At 35.1% G+C, this 16,740-nt stretch carries 19 protein-coding genes, 1 tRNA gene and 1 pseudogene; 11 read left to right on the top strand and 10 right to left on the bottom strand.

Annotated features, from left to right (window positions below; translation table 11 throughout):
* Positions 1-77: 77 nt before the first annotated feature.
* The 4 genes from RHAB15C_RS06840 (at position 78) to RHAB15C_RS06825 (ending at position 3,193) form a co-directional block, all read left to right on the top strand.
* A complete protein-coding gene (locus RHAB15C_RS06840) occupies positions 78-377 on the top strand; it encodes a co-chaperone GroES (RefSeq protein WP_194844631.1) in 300 nt (99 codons plus the stop codon).
* A gap of 28 nt (positions 378-405) precedes the next feature.
* Complete coding sequence (gene groL / locus RHAB15C_RS06835; protein ID WP_194844632.1) at positions 406-2,079, top strand: chaperonin GroEL; 1,674 nt, start codon at positions 406-408, stop codon at positions 2,077-2,079.
* Between the two features lie 267 nt (positions 2,080-2,346).
* A complete protein-coding gene (locus tag RHAB15C_RS06830) occupies positions 2,347-2,664 on the top strand; it encodes a hypothetical protein (protein ID WP_194844633.1) in 318 nt (105 codons plus the stop codon).
* A 1-nt stretch (position 2,665) separates the two neighbouring features.
* Positions 2,666-3,193 (top strand): hypothetical protein, encoded by a 528-nt coding sequence (locus RHAB15C_RS06825; protein WP_194844634.1) that lies wholly within the window; start codon positions 2,666-2,668, stop codon positions 3,191-3,193.
* A gap of 41 nt (positions 3,194-3,234) precedes the next feature.
* On the opposite strand, the gene RHAB15C_RS06820 is transcribed toward RHAB15C_RS06825, so the two are convergent.
* Positions 3,235-4,602, bottom strand: coding sequence for a glycine--tRNA ligase (locus tag RHAB15C_RS06820; protein WP_194844635.1), 1,368 nt, complete (start codon positions 4,600-4,602; stop codon positions 3,235-3,237).
* 262 nt (positions 4,603-4,864) lie between these two features.
* Here RHAB15C_RS06820 and RHAB15C_RS06815 point away from each other — a divergent pair, with 262 nt between their 5' ends.
* Complete coding sequence (locus RHAB15C_RS06815; protein WP_194844636.1) at positions 4,865-5,317, top strand: hypothetical protein; 453 nt, start codon at positions 4,865-4,867, stop codon at positions 5,315-5,317.
* Between the two features lie 61 nt (positions 5,318-5,378).
* Here RHAB15C_RS06815 and RHAB15C_RS06810 read toward each other — a convergent pair whose 3' ends face one another.
* Positions 5,379-5,663 carry a hypothetical protein gene (locus RHAB15C_RS06810; RefSeq protein WP_194844637.1) on the bottom strand — a complete coding sequence of 95 codons (285 nt, stop codon included), beginning with the start codon at positions 5,661-5,663 and terminating at the stop codon, positions 5,379-5,381.
* Positions 5,664-5,814: 151 nt separating this feature from the next.
* On the opposite strand from RHAB15C_RS06810, the gene RHAB15C_RS06805 reads away from it, so the two are divergent.
* The 3 genes from RHAB15C_RS06805 to RHAB15C_RS06795 all read left to right on the top strand — a co-directional run bounded on the left by RHAB15C_RS06805 (position 5,815) and on the right by RHAB15C_RS06795 (position 7,144).
* Positions 5,815-5,888: transfer RNA gene (locus RHAB15C_RS06805), tRNA-Arg, on the top strand.
* A 24-nt stretch (positions 5,889-5,912) separates the two neighbouring features.
* A complete protein-coding gene (locus RHAB15C_RS06800) occupies positions 5,913-6,563 on the top strand; it encodes an MBL fold metallo-hydrolase (RefSeq protein ID WP_194844638.1) in 651 nt (216 codons plus the stop codon).
* Positions 6,560-7,144, top strand: coding sequence for a peroxiredoxin (locus tag RHAB15C_RS06795; RefSeq protein WP_194844639.1), 585 nt, complete (start codon positions 6,560-6,562; stop codon positions 7,142-7,144). The genes RHAB15C_RS06800 and RHAB15C_RS06795 overlap by 4 nt, the downstream gene beginning before the upstream one ends.
* Here RHAB15C_RS06795 and RHAB15C_RS06790 read toward each other — a convergent pair.
* The gene (locus tag RHAB15C_RS06790; protein ID WP_194844640.1) at positions 7,141-7,533 is read right to left on the bottom strand and encodes a hypothetical protein; all 393 of its coding nucleotides are present in this window, start codon (positions 7,531-7,533) and stop codon (positions 7,141-7,143) included. The two genes, RHAB15C_RS06795 and RHAB15C_RS06790, sit on opposite strands and share 4 nt — an antisense overlap.
* 160 nt (positions 7,534-7,693) lie before the next feature.
* Between RHAB15C_RS06790 and RHAB15C_RS06785 the strand changes: the two genes are divergently transcribed.
* The 3 genes from RHAB15C_RS06785 to RHAB15C_RS06775 are packed head-to-tail and all read left to right on the top strand — an operon-like array spanning position 7,694 to position 11,249.
* Complete coding sequence (locus RHAB15C_RS06785) at positions 7,694-8,467, top strand: DUF8085 domain-containing protein (RefSeq protein WP_194844641.1); 774 nt, start codon at positions 7,694-7,696, stop codon at positions 8,465-8,467.
* A gap of 9 nt (positions 8,468-8,476) precedes the next feature.
* Entirely contained in the window at positions 8,477-10,312 is a 1,836-nt protein-coding gene (locus RHAB15C_RS06780; protein ID WP_194844642.1) for a sulfatase-like hydrolase/transferase, read from the top strand.
* Complete coding sequence (locus tag RHAB15C_RS06775) at positions 10,305-11,249, top strand: hypothetical protein (RefSeq protein WP_194844643.1); 945 nt, start codon at positions 10,305-10,307, stop codon at positions 11,247-11,249. The genes RHAB15C_RS06780 and RHAB15C_RS06775 overlap by 8 nt, the downstream gene beginning before the upstream one ends.
* Here the strand turns inward: RHAB15C_RS06775 and eno are convergent.
* The 7 genes and pseudogenes from eno to RHAB15C_RS07280 all read right to left on the bottom strand — a co-directional run bounded on the left by eno (position 11,221) and on the right by RHAB15C_RS07280 (position 16,731).
* Positions 11,221-12,504, bottom strand: coding sequence for a phosphopyruvate hydratase (gene eno, locus RHAB15C_RS06770; protein WP_194844644.1), 1,284 nt, complete (start codon positions 12,502-12,504; stop codon positions 11,221-11,223). The two genes, RHAB15C_RS06775 and eno, sit on opposite strands and share 29 nt — an antisense overlap.
* Positions 12,505-12,521: 17 nt before the next feature.
* Positions 12,522-13,646, bottom strand: coding sequence for a ribosome small subunit-dependent GTPase A (rsgA, locus tag RHAB15C_RS06765; protein ID WP_194844645.1), 1,125 nt, complete (start codon positions 13,644-13,646; stop codon positions 12,522-12,524).
* Complete coding sequence (locus RHAB15C_RS06760) at positions 13,643-14,389, bottom strand: TrmH family RNA methyltransferase (RefSeq protein WP_220716042.1); 747 nt, start codon at positions 14,387-14,389, stop codon at positions 13,643-13,645. Before RHAB15C_RS06760 ends, rsgA begins: the two co-directional genes overlap by 4 nt.
* A 183-nt stretch (positions 14,390-14,572) precedes the next feature.
* Positions 14,573-14,752, bottom strand: a pseudogene (locus RHAB15C_RS07485) (transposase); the annotation flags it as partial.
* Between the two features lie 14 nt (positions 14,753-14,766).
* The gene (locus tag RHAB15C_RS06750) at positions 14,767-16,011 is read right to left on the bottom strand and encodes a CCA tRNA nucleotidyltransferase (RefSeq protein ID WP_194844649.1); all 1,245 of its coding nucleotides are present in this window, start codon (positions 16,009-16,011) and stop codon (positions 14,767-14,769) included.
* Positions 16,012-16,310: 299 nt separating this feature from the next.
* Positions 16,311-16,598 carry a transposase gene (locus tag RHAB15C_RS06745; RefSeq protein WP_338140403.1) on the bottom strand — a complete coding sequence of 96 codons (288 nt, stop codon included), beginning with the start codon at positions 16,596-16,598 and terminating at the stop codon, positions 16,311-16,313.
* Positions 16,588-16,731, bottom strand: a complete 144-nt coding sequence (locus RHAB15C_RS07280; RefSeq protein ID WP_246587532.1) for a hypothetical protein — start codon at positions 16,729-16,731, stop codon at positions 16,588-16,590. Before RHAB15C_RS07280 ends, RHAB15C_RS06745 begins: the two co-directional genes overlap by 11 nt.
* Between the last annotated feature and the right edge of the window lie 9 nt (positions 16,732-16,740).

Raw genomic sequence — 16,740 nt, 5'->3', positions numbered from 1 at the left:
TGCTCTTTGCATTGACAAAAATAGATTGTTATTTGTAGGATTTGCTATGCAAAATCAGTAAAATTAGGAGTTATTTTATGTCAGCTAATCATATGCGGCCACTTGGAGATAAAGTTCTTATAAAAAGAGCTTCTGCTAAAAAATCTAAAAGTGGAATTTTATTACCAGAATCTGCGCAAGAAAAATCTCGAGAAGCAGAAGTTGTTGCAGTAGGCCCTGGAAAATATGATGAACAAGGCAAATTAAAACCCATGCACGTAAAGGTGGGAGATTATATTCTTTTTTCTTCCTATGCTGGTACCGAAGTAAAAACAGAAGATGAGCAAGCTGAGCATCTGATTATATCTCAAGAGGATATTCTCGGAGTTCTTGTTTAAATTTTAAGCCTTAAAGGAGATATGCTATATGGCTAAAATGCTGCAATTTAATCAAGAAGCCCTAAAATCTATTTTAGAAGGGATAAAGAAACTATCTAGAGCAGTGGTTGCAACAATGGGACCTAAAGGTCGTAATGTTGTTATTAATAAAGGAGGAAAATCACTTCTTTGTACCAAAGATGGAGTAACTGTTGCTCAAGAAATTTTCCTCAAAGATACCTTTGAAAATGTAGGAGCGCAACTAGTTAAGCAAGCTTCTAGTAAAGCATCGGATGCTGCAGGCGACGGCACAACAACTGCAATTGTTCTTGCATATGCCATTTATAAAGAAGGTATGAAAAATGTGGGAGCTGGAGCAAATCCCATGTTACTGAAAAAAGGCATGGATAAAGCAGTTGCCCATCTGTTAGTTGCTTTAGACAAGTTAGCGACCCCTGTTGTAAGCAATGAAGAGATCAAGCAAATCGCGGCAATTTCTGCTAATAATGACGTCGAAATCGGAGAAATTGTAGCTGCAGCCATGCAAAAAGTGGGTCAAGATGGTATAATTACCATTGCAGAAGCCAAAGGAATTGACACTATCTTAAATGTTGTAGAAGGAATGCAGATTGATAAAGGGTATCTTTCTCCTTATTTTGTGAATAATGCAGAAAAGATGATTGTTGAATATGAAAACCCTTTAATTTTGATAACGGATAAAAAGTTATCACAAGCTAGAGAATTAATTTCTATTCTTGAAAAAGTAAAAGAAACTCAACGACCTTTGTTAATTATCGCAGATGATATAGAAGAGGAAGCGCTCACTACTTTAGTTATCAATAAACTAGGAGAATCCCCACTACCCGTATGTGCTATTGGAGCTCCTTCTTTTGGTGATAGGAGGAAAGATCTTTTAGAAGATATAGCGATTCTTACGGGGGCTACTTTAATTACAGAAAATCTAGGGCTTTTTGTAAAGAATGCAGACCTAGAAGCTCTTGGAACAGCAAAGAGTATTAAAATCTCCAAAGATTCTACTACGATTATTGATGGTTTTAGTGATAAAAAAACGATGCAAAATAGAATAGATTTTTTACGAGCAGAAATTGAAAGAGAGACCTCAGATTATGTAAGACAGCATTTGGAAGAAAGATTAGCTAAATTATCTGGTGGTGTAGCTATTATTAATGTAGGAGCTAGTACTGAAACCGCGCTTAAAGAAAAAAAAGAGCGTGTTGAAGATGCTCTACATGCAACTCGTGCTGCTGTTAAGGAGGGGGTTGTAGCAGGAGGAGGAGTTGCGCTTTTACGAGCTGTTAAGACTCTAGATTCCCTTACATGTAGTGGAGATGAAGCAGTTGGTGTAGAAATCATCCGCCGAGCTGCATTTGCCCCTGCGGCTGCGATTGCTCATAATTGCGGCAAACAAGGGGATTTAATTGCTGAAAGAGTATTTGAGCAACATGGTAACTGGGGTTATAATGGCCTTACGGATCAATTTAGCGATTTGGTTTTAGATGGAGTCATCGATCCAGTGCGTGTGACAAAAAGTGCTCTTATACACGCCGCTTCTATTTCCGGCATGTTATTAACAATTAATGCTGTAATTACAGAAAAACCCAAACCCAAATCAAAAGCAGCCCCTTCTATGCCTAATATGAATGGCATGATGGGTGGGGGTATGAGTGGCATGATGGGTGGTATGGGAGGTACGGATTTTTAAGTATATAAGCCTTTTAATCTTTCTTACCTCATAAAGACCTTCTCTTTATGAGGTTTTTATCTATGCATTTTTTTGAAAAGAGTCCTCAAATCTAAAGAGAACAAAGCTGTTTTTTTTATCTTGTCGATCCCATTTTTTTCTTTATAAAGATTAGTAAAAAAATTATCTAAATAATTATTTTTTTATTTACTTAAAATGTTTAAAAAATTTACCTTTTAACAGTGAATTTAAGTAGATAGCTAAATTTGCTTAAAAAACAGGTAGTATATGGACGCTAAAGAGCTGCAGGAAATCGATTTTTTTTTACAAGCAAGCGAGCAATTTATAAAGAATCTTGAAGAAATGCGAGAAATTTATATCCAATCAGCGGAAAAAGAAGTTCTGCTTGATGAAGAAGCTCCTATTATGGAAGAAATCATCGACTCTTGGCAAGGTCTTTATCAAAGTGTAAGACAACTGCAAGATCTATGGAAAAAAAGATCTTCTTTTCATAGAGATTATAAGGTAGACCTTTTAAATCGCATGAAGCAAGAATCTTCTTTTGTATATATGAAATTGCAAGAAAACCTACAAGAAGGAGAATAAAATGTCCGCTATAACCAAAGCAATATTTGCACCAAGCCCAACAATGGATATTCTAAACTTAGAAACTAAAGGAAGTAAAGGAAGTAAAGGAAGTAAAGGAAGTAAAGGGAGTAGACCGGAAACAAAAAAGAATTTAGAACCAAAAAACAAAGGCACTCCAGGCACGGTTCTTCCTATACAATATGGGCCTATTCCTCCTAAAGACAAGCATGAGCCTAATGTCATGTATATAGATCCTAGTAGCTCATCTTCTACAATAGATGCGGGTAAGTCTCTTGCTAGTGGTTCAATTTCTGAAATGGATGCGGAGCAGTCTGCTGCTGCTAAAACAGTCATGGGTTGGAAGAGTCGATCTGTATATAATGCATATGCTGAAAAAGCTCGTGGTTCATCTTCTTCCGGTAAATCTGGTCCTGTTACATACGATGGGGTTAAATCAGTAGCTGTAGGATCTAGTTCAGATGAGGGTTTTAAGTCTGTCGCTTTGCATCCCGTTGGTAGTTCAACGAGTGGTTGCAGCATTTTGTAATTTAGTCCTTAAAGATCGCTCTTGAAATAATAAGAGCGATTTTAAGAGAAGTAGTTTTTAATGAAGCAAACGAGTTCTTTAACTGCAACTCTTTGTTGTTGCATCGAATCGCGATCTCTAATTGTAACCGTTTCTTCTGCATTTTCAAAAGTGTCAAAATCAACTGTAATACAAAGTGGTGTTCCAATCTCATCGTTACGGCGATAGGCTTTACCTACATTTCCCGTATCTTCATATTTAATACGCCCAACACCTAATTTTTGTAAGAAATGCTTAATTTCTTTAGCTTTTGTTACAATTTTTTCATTGTTACGAGCTAAGGGAACAATAGCTACTTTAATCGGAGCTAAGTGGGGTTTTAGTTTTAGAACAATACGCTTTTGTCCTTCTGGTAATAATTCTTCTGTGAAAGCCTGTGTTAGAATAGCTAATACTCCACGGTCTAAACCAGCAGAAGGTTCAATTACAAAAGGAATGATGTATTCTTTGGTCTGAGGATCTTGAATGCCGAGTTTTATATTGGAATCGCTGTTAGCTGCTACATTAGCAAATAACTTAAACTCTTCTTTAGCTTTAGTATGAGATCCTAAATCAAAGTCTGTTCGATTGGCAATTCCTTCTAATTCTTCAAAACCATATGGAAATCTATATAAAATATCAGTAGTGGCTTTTGAATAATGGGCTAATTCTTCTTTTTTTTGTGGTTGTAATTGAAGATTTTCTGCCTGAAGGCCTTGCTCTTTCCACCAATTCAATCGATTTTCTACCCAGACTTTATGCCAGATTTCATCTTCGCCTGGCTTTACAAAAAACTCAATCTCCATTTGCTCAAATTCGCGTACTCTAAAAATGAAATTTTTAGGGGTAACCTCATTACGGAATGCTTTTCCAATTTGTGCAATGCCAAAAGGGATTTTTCTTGAGGTTGAATCTACTATGTGTTTGAAATTGATAAAAATGCTTTGTGCTGTTTCTGGACGAAGGTAAGCAAAGCTTGTTCCATCATCAATAGGCCCTAAATTCGTGCGGAACATCAAATTAAAATTGCGTGGCTGTGTTAAGTCTTTAGATCCGCAATGATCACATTTATGATCAACAATATGATCTGCTCTCATGCGATGTTTACACTGACGACAATCCACCATAGGATCAGTAAAGGTATCCTCGTGACCGGAGTATTTGAGTGTTAAGCGATGGGTAATAATTGAGCAATCTAAGCCCTCAATATCATCTCTTTCATAAACAACAGATTTCCACCAGGCTGATTTTAAATGATTTTTAAGCTCAACTCCTAAAGGGCCATAGTCATATATCCCTTGAAGGCCTCCATAAATTTCCGAACTTTGAAAGATAAATCCTCTTCTTTTACAAAGGGCCACAATGTCATCCATCGATATTTTGCTATCCATTTTTTCTCCCAGATCAGTTGAGCTATGATTATAGTTACTCTAGTATTTTTGGGAAAAGAATAGCTGAAAGCAAGGGTATTTTCGAGGTTTAATCTCTTATATAAGTTAGCTCAACCTGTTATAAAATAGGGATAAGATTTTTACTAAATTTAAAGATGTTAATTGTAGCTTTTTATAAACCATGCTATTTATAATTATTTCATTGATTTTTAAAAAATCCTTGCTTTAAAGAAAGATTTATTTTTAATAAGAAATAAGAGTAATGGCAATAAATATAATAAAAAGTTTAGAATTAGCTTGGCAGAATGATTCTTTTTATATGCAAACAATTTCTAAAAATGCGACTAATATCTTTAAATCAGGAGTAGCTGGATGCTTGGCAGGTCGTATTACTAGGACTATTTCTCCCAAAGATGGAGCGATTTTTTTGATAGCTAATAGAATTTCTGATACCTTTATCGAGTTTATTGAAAGCAGCTTTGTAAAAAATCCTTTTATGTCTAATACTGATGATGAAAAGTCCATAAGATTCCTTACAAAGTTTATTTTGAGCAAAATTCTTACCGACAAGATGATTTTTTTAGTAAACGGGAAACCATTACCATCAAGATTGTTTTCTGTTATTAAATTTTTGTCTATAGTGACTGTTATTGATGTAGTGTTTGACAGAATAGCCCTGTATTTTCCCCTTTGCTTAAAACCAAGATTTTCTTAAAAACCTTTATAGTTCTTTTTGCTTAATCAAAGAAAGCGACTTCTCTGAATTTAAGAGAGATCTATTCAAAAACAAATGGCAAGAAATCATCTTCCATTGCTTGTATAGAGGTTAGTATAAAAGACTCTATTTCTGAGTCCATTTGGTAATAATCAGACAAGAAACAAAAATCTTCTAATAGGCTGTAATTTACAGAGTCATTTTTTTCTATACAAGTACCAGGTAAATGAATTGATTGATCAGAAACGTTTTGGAACTCATCTAGATGGTGCTTGGGTGGATTTAATATTTTTTTACAGTTAACGTTGAAGTTTGTAGGAGGAAAAAGGCAAAGATTAACGAGCATTTGATGAACTTCATAAGAGATCTCTTGGGATTTTTAAAAGAGAGCATGGCAAGAATGCAAAAAAAAGTATAATTAAACTTTATTTAGAAAATCATTTAAAACAAAACGCTCTTGCTGAAAATCAAGTAAATCAGGATGATATGACCCCTACGCACTGGTAGCTCAGTTGGATAGAGCACTCGGCTACGAACCGAGAGGTCGGAGGTTCGAATCCTCTCTGGTGCATTTTTTTTCTATAGAGAGTTATCTATGATCGTAAAAAGATTCTCAACCGGACCAATAGATACGAATAGCTATTTGCTTATCTGCTCATCTTCTAAATCATCCGTTGTAATTGACGTAGGCCAGGGTAGTGCTAGAGAGCTTAGTTCTTATGCAGAAGAGTGCCAATTAATACTGGAAAAAATTCTTCTTACTCATTCTCATTGGGATCATATTGCAGATGTTACTTATTTAAAAAATCGTTTGGATATACCGGTTTATATACATCAGGATGATGAAACTAACGTTATAAATCCTGGTTCTGATGGGATCCCTCTTTTTATTCCTATTCAAGGGGTAAAAGTAGATCATTATCTAAAAGATGGTGAGATGATTGATGTAGGAGATCTGCGCATTAAAGTCATCCATACTCCAGGCCATACTCCGGGAGGCGTATGTTTTTACCTAGAGAAACAGAAAATCCTCTTTTCGGGAGATACTTTATTTCAAGGAGCTATTGGTCGAATGGATTTGCCAACAGCATGCCCTCCTCTTACAATGATAGAATCTTTAAAAAAATTAGAAACTCTTCCTCAAGAGACTAGTGTTTATCCAGGGCATGGGAATAAAACGACAATTAAGCAAGAGCTTTCAAATATTCATGCAATGGAAAAACTTTTACATAAGAGGACATTATGAGTCGTTTACTAGTTGGAAAAAAAGCCCCTTCTTTTAGAACAAAAGCTGTGCAAGGAGAGAAAATAATAGATGAATTTTCTTTAGATGATTTTTTAGGGACATATGTTGTCCTTTTCTTCTACCCCTTAGATTTTACTTTTGTTTGTCCAACGGAGTTACACGCTTTTCAAGAGGCCCTTCCACAATTTAAACAAAAGAATTCTCAAATAATTGGTTGCTCGGTGGATAGTGGGTTTTCTCATTTAGCATGGCTTTCTACTCCTAAAGCCAAAGGTGGTATTGAAGGAATAGAATATCCAATTATTTCTGATCTGAATAAGAAAATAGCTAGTGATTATGGCGTGCTACATGAAGAAGAAGGAATTGCCTATCGAGGTTTGTTCTTAATCGATCGTCAAGGAATTATACGTCATCTTTTAATAAATGATTTTCCACTTGGACGCTCTGTAAAGGAGGCTTTACGTATTTTAGATGCATTAATCTGCTTTGAAGCGTATGGAGAGGTTTGTCCTGCTAATTGGAGTGTGGGTAAGAAAACCATGCAACCGGATACCATAGGATTAGTTAATTATTTTAGCTAAGAAGTGTAGCTGGTCAAGAAGTCATAGAGATCTTTTTGAGAGGTGACAAAGATGCTTTGATATAAAAAACAAATAGCAATGGTGCGTTTGATGATATCTGCATCTCCCACTCCAGGCATGCAAATAGCTGATAGCTTAGGGAATGCTTTTGGATTCTTAAGCATTTTTAACCCTTGTTTATAATCAGGTAAGCTAAAGCCTTCCTCTTTTACCCTAAAATAAATTAATAACCTGTTGTAGAGTAGCATTTGAATACCACACGGTAATCCTTCACTTCCTTTAGGAGGATTACCAAATTTTTCTGCTAGTTGGTAAACAGATTCGCAGAATTTGGGATTGCAAAATTCTCCTTTTTCTGCTTCTCCGAATAAAAAAACCGTATGGCGCATCTCTTCCTCCTTTGAAAGGGACTTATTTGTTTCTTTATATTTTTTCAAAAAAAAATTCAATATAAGTCTGATTGTTTTTTTACTTTCTTTTTTTGAGTAAAATTGTTGTAGGAAATTCTTTGGATAATTAAAACTAATATTTTGGTTTGTGGAGGGCTAGATGCTGAGAAATTTCCTTTTATCTCTGATTATCAGTCATATAGGATTTATTTCTGTGCAATCTAAAGAGAAAATAGAGGGAATTTTTTTTGATACTGTCCATCGATTAATTGATCAAAATGATTTTTTTCAAGCAAAAGCAGTGCTTATTCAAGAAATTTCTCAGAATCTTTTTCTTGCTGAAAGATTTGATTATGAAAACTATCAAAACATTAAAAACCAAGTCTTTGAAAGATTAACTGGAGAATATGAGAATATCCCTTTAGTTTTTTGTCAGCTATTTGAAAAGATTAGTTGGAAAGATATGCAAAAAGAATTAACCGCTTATCAAAGAAAAATAGAAACTTTTTTTGTTTCTGCGTCTATGCAAGATTCTTTTTACCAACTTCCTTTATTAGAAGAGGATAAAAAAAATATCAGGATCATTATTAAAACGATGGCAGAAAAAGGATTGGTAAAATTACTACTGGAGAGGCGCTATCTAGAAAAAAAGGGGGATCAAGTGAATTATATTCATCCTTTGCGTTTTATTGGATATATTTTTTCTGATGAAAAACTAAAAAATTGTATGCGTCAAATTAAGACCAGCAGATTTAAGTGGAATGAATTTATTAAAGGATTTTCTCGTCGTATGGATGAAGAATATGCTGTAGATAACCTTACACGATTTATACCAGAATTTGTGGAGCAAGTACATCCACAGCATCCTGAACGCATTGAGGATTTTATTAGAAAAAAATCTTGGGAAGAGTTTGTTACTGATTTATTAAATTAAAGATAATCCATGAAAGAAAAATCGATTAACTATTGGTTTTTTGGCTTCTATTTTTTATTGATAAGTACATTACATATTGTTCATTTATTGCTAAAACCTAGTGCAGCTATATGGTGTGTTGATGCAATAGGACAGTGTGCTCTTGAAACTATTTTATTAATGATATTAGCTAAAGCTCTCAGTTTGTATATTCCTTTTGCTATTAATATGGTTGGGTTGAGTTTATTTTTAATTTTAGCCCATATTCTTGATTTTCCTCTTGTTCGATTGATGGATATTTCATTTTGGTTTGCTTTAAATTTTATGCTCCAAGAAGGTGGAGACAATATTTTAGAGCTGCTTTATGCGAGCAATATCTCTTTAAGTAATTGGATTCTCTTCTTTTTTGGCGCGATTATTATCTTAATTTCGAGTGTATTGTGTTTTAAAAAAACACAATACTGGAGCGACAAAATTCCTCTTTATCTTTCTTTCAATTCTCTAATTGTATTAGCAGGAGGTGGTTTTTTTTTACTATGTGGATGGGATTTAATAACCCTAGACAGGAAAATGCTTGATAATATGCAGGCATATCAAAAAATTCTGCCTTGGAAAACAACTTTTTTTGTGAAAGAAAAGGAATATTTAGAAATAGATCAACCTATTTTAGCTCTGCAAGAACATAATTTATTAGAGATTGAGAAATTGCATTTAGATGCAAAACCCGATATTTATTTATTCATAGTGGAATCTTTAAGAGAAGATTTTATTAATCATGAAATGGCTCCTCATTTAAGCTCTTTTAAAGAGCAGTCGCTTTCTTTTAAATTAGCTTTTGCGAATGCAAATGCAACTCATCTTTCTTGGTTTTCCCTTTTTTATTCGCAGCTGCCATTTCATTGGAATTCTGTATTATTAAAGCAGAAATCCATGGGAAGTCCTTTTTTACAAACATTGAAGGCAAGTGGATATCGTATTCATGTATATGCCTCCTCACGTCTTGGTTATTATGGAATGGAAGAGAGTTTATTTGGTCGTAATCGAGCGCTTATTGATAAAATAGTTACACAAGATTCTGTAGCAGTGCCTACTTATTTAAAAGACCAAGCTGTTATCAATTGTTTAATAGAGGATATGCAACAGAGTAAGGGAGGACGGGTATTTATTACTTTTCTAGATTCCACGCATTTGGGCTATAGCTGGCCTCTTGAAAAAAAATCTGTTTTTGAACCGGTGGATCAAACGCTTAACTATCTAAAAGCTCTTTCTAATAACAAAGAGTATTTAGAAAAAATTAAAAATCGTTATCGAAATGCACTGCATTTTGTGGATACCTTATTTGGAAAATTTTTCACAGCTCTTAAATTGGATAAAGATGCTTTGGTAGTAATTACGGGAGATCATGGAGAGGAATTTTATGAACAAGGACATCTTTTTCACGCTTCTCATCTAAGTTATCCACAGGTTCATGTTCCTTTGTATTATCGATTGGGCAACCATTCTCAATGGAGCGGGCGTACTTTAGATCAGCTTAGTTCGCATATGGATATTTTCCCCACTCTATTTCATTATTTATTGAAAAGACCATTTATAGGAAATTATGCAGGACAATCTGTTTTAGAAGAAAGCCATTGGCCTTATGTGGTAATCACCCGGTTTAATGCTTGTTTTTCCCCGACAGAATTTTGTATTCACGATAAAGAATATAAAGTGATTCTTCGTGCAGAAAAGGATGTTTTTAGTTGTAGAAGATTACAGCTTATAGATGTAAAATCATTGCATGATGGTCTATTAACCAACAAAAAACAAATTCTAGAAGAACGCTTTAAACCAGCTTTGCAAAAGATATTTCCTTCTCATGAGTAATGTACGAACTTGGAGTTTGTCCAAATTGGATTCCTTACTTGAGGTATGTTTCCCCTACCAGAGACGCTTCTATGAAACACAAGAAGAAATGAGAACATACGCAAGTCCTTTAAGTTTACAAAAGTTCGCAAGAGAGCATGGATATTTCTCGCATGCGCCCCTGCTCTCTTTTGTATCTAGTAGTAAAGAGGATTTAAAAGTTGTACAAGAAGCATTAGAAAACACTATGGAAGTAGACAATAACTGGCTAGATTTTTGTGTAACAGAGATTCTTTGCAAGGCATTAGCCTATCGTGATGTTGCTTTGAACTATGAGATAAGAATTCCTATTCGCAATTTACAAAATCAAATCACTTTAGAAACATTTGTTTTAGATCGGATTTTTAACCTTTGGCAGCAAATGCCAGCATTTGGTTGGATCCCAAAAAACCTTCATATTTCTTCACTTTTAATTTTTCGAGGAACAGATTTAAGCCCAACTACTAGAAGGGGTTTAGCTTCTCTTTTTAGCGATTTGGATTTTTCTGGCCCTGGGTTTAGAGTTTTTAGGAAAGCCCAATTACAGATTCAAGAATGGCTGGATCAAGTTCGTCAGAAGACAAATACAGCGCGTGTAATAGGTTGTAGCTTAGGAGGAGCGTTAGCTGGACATACTTTCATCAAATATTACGATCTATTAAGTAAAGAGCCTTCTATTGCTTTTCATCCTCCAGGGATATTTAAACAAGCAAATAAAAGCTGGAATTTGCTTGAAAAGGAAGTTAAACAGCGGTTTATTACTTATGTTGCGCAAGGAGACTTTATCTCTAAGGTAGGTTCTCTTATTGGAAATAGATATGTATTATCCATAGAAAAGCAGCTAAAACCTTTAGTTGCGCATACTCTATTATTTGCAGGACAGCCGCTACTTATTTGCCAAAATGCACATGAGCTTTAAGCTCGTGCTCAATTTCCAATAGACGATTGTATTTGGCAACTCTATCTGTGCGGCAAGGTGCTCCTGTTTTAATCTGTCCTGTTGAAAAAGCAACGCTTAAGTCAGCAATTGTTGTATCTTCTGTTTCTCCTGAACGATGAGAGATAACCGTTTTATATCGATTTTTTTTGGCTAGATCTATAGTTCCAAGGGTTTCTGATAAAGTCCCAATTTGATTGAGTTTAATTAAAATAGCATTAGCGACTCCTTGATCAATTCCTTTTTGTAGAAATTTTGGGTTGGTTACAAAGATATCGTCTCCGACTATTTGGATTTTTTTCCCTAATGCGGCTGTTAACTTATGCCAACCTTTCCAGTCATTTTGATCGAGAGGATCTTCAATACTATCGATAGGATACTTTTCGCATAATTTGCTAAGATAGGCAATAAGCTCTTCTGCCGAGCGTGCACTAAAAGGCATACCAGCTGCTTGTTTTTTTCTTTCAATATAGAATTTACTGCAGCTATCGTAAAATTCAGAAGCTGCGCAATCCATTGCAATAGTTATTTGATTACCTGGTTCATAGCCTGCTTGCCTAATAGCTCTTGAGATATAATCAAGGGTTATTTCATTGGATTCTAATCTAGGAGCAAATCCTCCTTCATCTCCAACAGAAGTAGAGTACCCTTCGCTTTTTAAAAGTGATTTTAGTGTGTGATAGATTTCTACGCCCCAACGCAACGCCTCACGAAAAGTGGGTGCTCCGATAGGACGAATCATAAACTCTTGAAAATCGAGCAGATTATCTGCATGAGCTCCTCCGTTGATAATATTCATCATAGGACAGGGCATAGTATAATGAGTCTGAGAATGTAAGTACTTATAAAGAGGCATTTTTTTAGAACAAGCAGCGGCTTTAGCCACTGCAAGAGAAATCCCTAGAATGGCGTTAGCTCCATAGCGTGATTTATTTTCTTTTCCATCTGCTTGAATCATTAGCTGGTCAATTTTATTTTGTGCAAAAATGGATTCTCCTTTTAAGAGTTTGGCAAGAGGATCTATCACATTTTCTACAGCTTGTAAAACACCTTTACCTTGATAGCGTTTAGGGTCTTTGTCTCTTAGTTCAACAGCTTCATGTTCGCCAGTGGATGCCCCAGAGGGGACAATGGCTTTGCCTTGGCTACCATCTGTAGCAAAAACAGAAACTTCAATTGTGGGGCTACCACGGGAGTCAAGTACTTCTAAAGCATCAATAGATTCGATGTTGCTCATATAAAATGCCTAAATGGTTAACGTTTTTGATGTTTTTTAGATAGAGAAGACATTAAAGCGCAATAAGAGTCAAAGCGCAAGGTTGAAATTTTTCCTATCTCTACTGCTTTTTTTACTGCACAATTAGGTTCTCTTCTGTGGGTGCAATTGGGAAATTGACACCCCTCTGAAGCGGTAAAGATTTCAGAAAAGTAAGAAGATAGTGTTTTTTTATCTATATCCCAGATTCCAAAACTCTGAATACCGGGAGTATCAATACAATAGCTCCTTCCTTCTAAAGGGATCATGCGAGCTTGCGTTGTTGTATGTGAACCTTTACCCGTGCGTTTTACCACTTTTCTTGTTGCAAAACAAAGACCTGTGACTAAATTAATCAAAGAAGATTTGCCTACACCAGATTGCCCAGAAAACACCGATGTTTTATTTTGCATCTGTGTTTTTAGCATATCGATGCCCTCTTGAGTGATAACGCTCAGAGGAATTACAATGAAATTAAGGGATTTATAGGTATGAATAAATTCTTCATATAATCTCTTCTCTTCTTCAACTGCTTCCAAAGAAAGCCTATTAAGGGGGGTGTCTAGTAAATCCACTTTATTAATAAGGATGATAGGACAAATATTTCCCTTTTGTGCGGCTATAATATAACGATCAATAAGTAGAGGTTTTAATTTAGGGCTACAAACAGAGGCTGTAATGAAAACTTGATCTACATTGGTAGCGATCAACTGTTGTTTATTACGCGAAAGGTTATCCGCTCTAGATAAAATAGATCTGCGAGGCAATACTTGAGTAATCACAGCATGAGTCTCATTGATGATTTGTATGAGTACAAGATCTCCAACCGCTATGAGGTTTTTCATGAGGGCGTGCTCTTGTTTAAGAGAGCCTTTTAAAGAACAAAGATAGGAGTGCTCATCTGTAAAAACCGTAATTCTATCTGCTGCAATAGTGAGAACTCGACCTTGTATATCTGTTGCATTAACCGGCTTTTTGCTTTTTTTAAGCAGTTGATCCTGGTTGCTTTTTTTAAATTTAGACCGATCTTTTTTTTCTGCGGTTTTTCTTTGTTTACGCGAAGCCTTTCTGTCTGAGTCCCAATATTGCTCTTCCCAATTGAGAAAGTGATCTTGCTTACTCATTCTTGGGGTTCCTGTAGTAGATACATGAAAATAGCTCCAGCGATTGCCACATTTAGAGATTCAACAGATTTTTTAATAGGAATGGCTATTTTTTTAGCATGTTGCATGATAAAGGGATTTACTCCATGGGATTCATTTCCCAAAGCTAAAGCAATAGATTTTTTTGGTAGGTTTTTTTGAAGTTTGTCTCCTTTAGCATCGGCTGCATAGATAGAAAAAGATCCTTTTTGTAGTAGACTCTGTAGATGGACAAGGCTTCCTTGGGTTAAATTTAAAAAAAAAGTGGCCCCTTTAGCAGCACGCAGCGCTTTATCATTATATAGATCTACGCAACCTTCTACTAAGAATACATCCCAATCAAATGCTAGAGCAGTACGTAAAAGAGTTCCTAGATTTCCAGGGTCCACTACTCTATCCAAGATTAATAGGCGCTTACTAGACTTTAGATCTTGAAAGATAGGCATGCAGACCTCAGCTGCAATGGGCTCAGGAGCTTCAAGCCCTGTAATTTTTTCTAGGATAGCTAAAGAAGTGGTATTGGTTTGTTGTGCTTTATAGGAAAAAAGAGGTCGGTATGTTTTTTCGATCAGAATATTTTTAAAAGAAAATTTTTGAGATAATTCGCAAATCAATTTTATCCCACTAATTAAGACGGTTTTTTGTTCATAACGATATGCGCGATTTCGTCTTAATTTAACTAAATGCTTTACAAGAGGGTGTTGCAAACTGGAAAGGTAGCTCATGAGAGTATTTATTTTGAACAAACTCATTTTGTCAGAAAATAGATTGCGCAGCAATAATAATTGCACTTAGTTCTTAAATTATTTTAAATAAAGAGGTTCTATTTATGAATGTAATGTCTTTAAAAAAAATTCACGTCATATAAAAGCTCTATTTTTTACTTTAAACCTTAATTTTTGGGTTTTCTAGCAAACAACTAGCTCTAAGCTTTCCTTATCAGACATCTTAATACAAGGCTTTTTAGGTTGTCTCATATAAGTCGCAATTGCACAAGGCGTATGAACCAAACAATTACTGATTGATCTATGTCTTGTATGTTCAATCTGGGAACTATTTTTTAGTTGATCATTTACAGTTTCAATGAGAAGATAAAAGAATTTCATAAATGATTCCAAAAAGGCATTTTTTTTAGCTGGGAAATGATTTCTTGTGGATCTTCAATCTGTTGGTTAATAGAGATCTTTTCAGCTTCTTGTAATAAAAGGCCCATCTGTTTACCTGGGGCTATTCCTGCTGTTTTAAGAGAGCTAGAAGTAACAAGGGGTTGTTTTTTTTGAATTCTTTCAATAGCTTTTTTCAATAAGTACTGTTTTTGCTGATGAAAATCAAAAAAAATTTTTCTTTCTCTATTGGGTAAACCGCTTCCAAAAATCTGCAAACAAATGTGGGACTGAGGATCTGCATAAAAATGCGCCCACTCAACAAGTTCTATTTTAGAGAGCCAATCTTTAGGCATAGATAGCATTTTTTTTGTACGGTGAAGAAACAAAGTGAAATTCTTTTCTATGCGAGATAATTTGAGATACTCACAGATAGATAATAGCTCTTCCAAAGACCGATTAGGAAATAGCTCTAATATATAAGCAATGACAGGAGTTTTTTTAGGAAATCTTTTAAAAGGCTCTACTTTTTTTTCTAGTTCTTGTAGTTTTAGCTTTTGAAGCTCTGGAAAAATGGTCGTTAATAAACCTAGTCTATATAGCTCTAAAAAACTGATATCTAATTTTCCAAATCGAGCTATTTTATGAAACTCTTGCCATACACGCTCGATAGCAACAGAAGGAAATAAGCTTTTTGCATGAGCGATAATAGCTTGGTCGGTTTCTATCTCAATAGTGAAATTAAAGCGAGTGGAGTAGCGTACAGCTCGTATCATACGCAATCGATCTTCTAAAAAACGAGCATGCGGATCTCCAATAGCACGAATGATTCCTAAGGTGAGATCTTTTTGTCCTTCTACATAATCATATAGCGTTTTTGTAAGAGGATCCCAAAACAAACCATTAATAGTAAAATCCCGACGCAGCGCATCCTCTTCAGGAGTAGCGGACTCAACATGAGTAGGGCGTCTTCCATCTACATAGGCTTTTTCCTTGCGAAAAGTAGCTACTTCAAATTGATGTCCTTCAACAACCACAATAACAATTCCAAAAGCTAATCCAACTGGGATTGTTTTAGGAAAAATCTTTTGGATGACATCTACTGGAGCCTCAGTTGCAATATCTATATCATCAGAAGGATGATTCATCAAGTAATCACGTACCCAACCCCCTGCAAAATAGGTAGTAAATCCAGCTTTTACAAGGGTTTGTACAATTTGTTTAGCAAGTGCAAAATTACGCATAATAGACAATTTAGCTTCTTTACCTAATGTTACTTTTATCTCTTTTTCAAAGACAGTTCAAATATGTTATACTTTATCATATAGAGAGAGCTTGTTGCTCTTATCAAGTTAGATTTTCCTATTTCGCTTATGTTAACGGATGATAACCAGAGATAAATATGTTGTTACAAAATAGAGAATTGAAATGACGGATAATTCTATACATGGACTCATTATATTATAGTGATTTGAATTTAAAATTTCCATTAACTACACACTTGTAAAAAAGATTGATCAATAGCTTCTGCAAGGTTTGAATATCAGGTTAAGGCTTCTTTTACTCTTTTCTTAAAATGTGCCCAAAACTTTTCGATAGGATTCAAATCAGGAGAATAGGGAGGCAAAAATAATACTTCGCATCTAGCTCTTTTAATGATTTCTAAACTCTCTTTGGACTTATGAAAACTCGCATTATCCAAAATAACTACTTGTCCAGGTTTTAGCTCAGGGATGAGTATTTGTTCGAGCCACATGTTAAACAACTGGGTATTACATGTTCCTGTATAACAAAAGGGTGCTAAAATGTTTGATCGATTCTTAACTGCTATAAAACTTTCTCTGTGATAACGATTTCCTGATACAGACCATACGCTTTTTCCCCTCTGGGTGCTCTCGCATTCTTCCTTTGAAGATATTCATTAATCCCACTTTCATCGACATAAACTCGATCTTCTTCAGCAATTTCCTCTA

Source organism: Candidatus Rhabdochlamydia porcellionis (genome assembly GCF_015356815.2).
Lineage (GTDB): Bacteria > Chlamydiota > Chlamydiia > Chlamydiales > Rhabdochlamydiaceae > Rhabdochlamydia > Rhabdochlamydia porcellionis.
This window is presented reverse-complemented; position numbering and strand designations above follow the sequence as displayed.

Bases quoted from the DNA above. Each gene is read 5' to 3' on its own strand.
- eno (WP_194844644.1), bottom strand. From the start codon at position 12,504: ATGAGCAACATCGAATCTATTGATGCTTTAGAAGTACTTGACTCCCGT.
- RHAB15C_RS06785 (WP_194844641.1), top strand. From the start codon at position 7,694: ATGCTGAGAAATTTCCTTTTATCTCTGATTATCAGTCATATAGGATTT.
- RHAB15C_RS06825 (WP_194844634.1), top strand. From the start codon at position 2,666: ATGTCCGCTATAACCAAAGCAATATTTGCACCAAGCCCAACAATGGAT.
- RHAB15C_RS06815 (WP_194844636.1), top strand. From the start codon at position 4,865: ATGGCAATAAATATAATAAAAAGTTTAGAATTAGCTTGGCAGAATGAT.
- RHAB15C_RS06750 (WP_194844649.1), bottom strand. From the start codon at position 16,011: ATGCGTAATTTTGCACTTGCTAAACAAATTGTACAAACCCTTGTAAAA.
- RHAB15C_RS06800 (WP_194844638.1), top strand. From the start codon at position 5,913: ATGATCGTAAAAAGATTCTCAACCGGACCAATAGATACGAATAGCTAT.
- RHAB15C_RS06760 (WP_220716042.1), bottom strand. From the start codon at position 14,389: ATGAGCTACCTTTCCAGTTTGCAACACCCTCTTGTAAAGCATTTAGTT.
- RHAB15C_RS06830 (WP_194844633.1), top strand. From the start codon at position 2,347: ATGGACGCTAAAGAGCTGCAGGAAATCGATTTTTTTTTACAAGCAAGC.
- RHAB15C_RS06790 (WP_194844640.1), bottom strand. From the start codon at position 7,533: ATGCGCCATACGGTTTTTTTATTCGGAGAAGCAGAAAAAGGAGAATTT.
- RHAB15C_RS06780 (WP_194844642.1), top strand. From the start codon at position 8,477: ATGAAAGAAAAATCGATTAACTATTGGTTTTTTGGCTTCTATTTTTTA.
- RHAB15C_RS06775 (WP_194844643.1), top strand. From the start codon at position 10,305: ATGAGTAATGTACGAACTTGGAGTTTGTCCAAATTGGATTCCTTACTT.
- groL (WP_194844632.1), top strand. From the start codon at position 406: ATGGCTAAAATGCTGCAATTTAATCAAGAAGCCCTAAAATCTATTTTA.
- RHAB15C_RS06840 (WP_194844631.1), top strand. From the start codon at position 78: ATGTCAGCTAATCATATGCGGCCACTTGGAGATAAAGTTCTTATAAAA.
- RHAB15C_RS06810 (WP_194844637.1), bottom strand. From the start codon at position 5,663: ATGCTCGTTAATCTTTGCCTTTTTCCTCCTACAAACTTCAACGTTAAC.
- rsgA (WP_194844645.1), bottom strand. From the start codon at position 13,646: ATGAGTAAGCAAGATCACTTTCTCAATTGGGAAGAGCAATATTGGGAC.
- RHAB15C_RS06820 (WP_194844635.1), bottom strand. From the start codon at position 4,602: ATGGATAGCAAAATATCGATGGATGACATTGTGGCCCTTTGTAAAAGA.
- RHAB15C_RS06795 (WP_194844639.1), top strand. From the start codon at position 6,560: ATGAGTCGTTTACTAGTTGGAAAAAAAGCCCCTTCTTTTAGAACAAAA.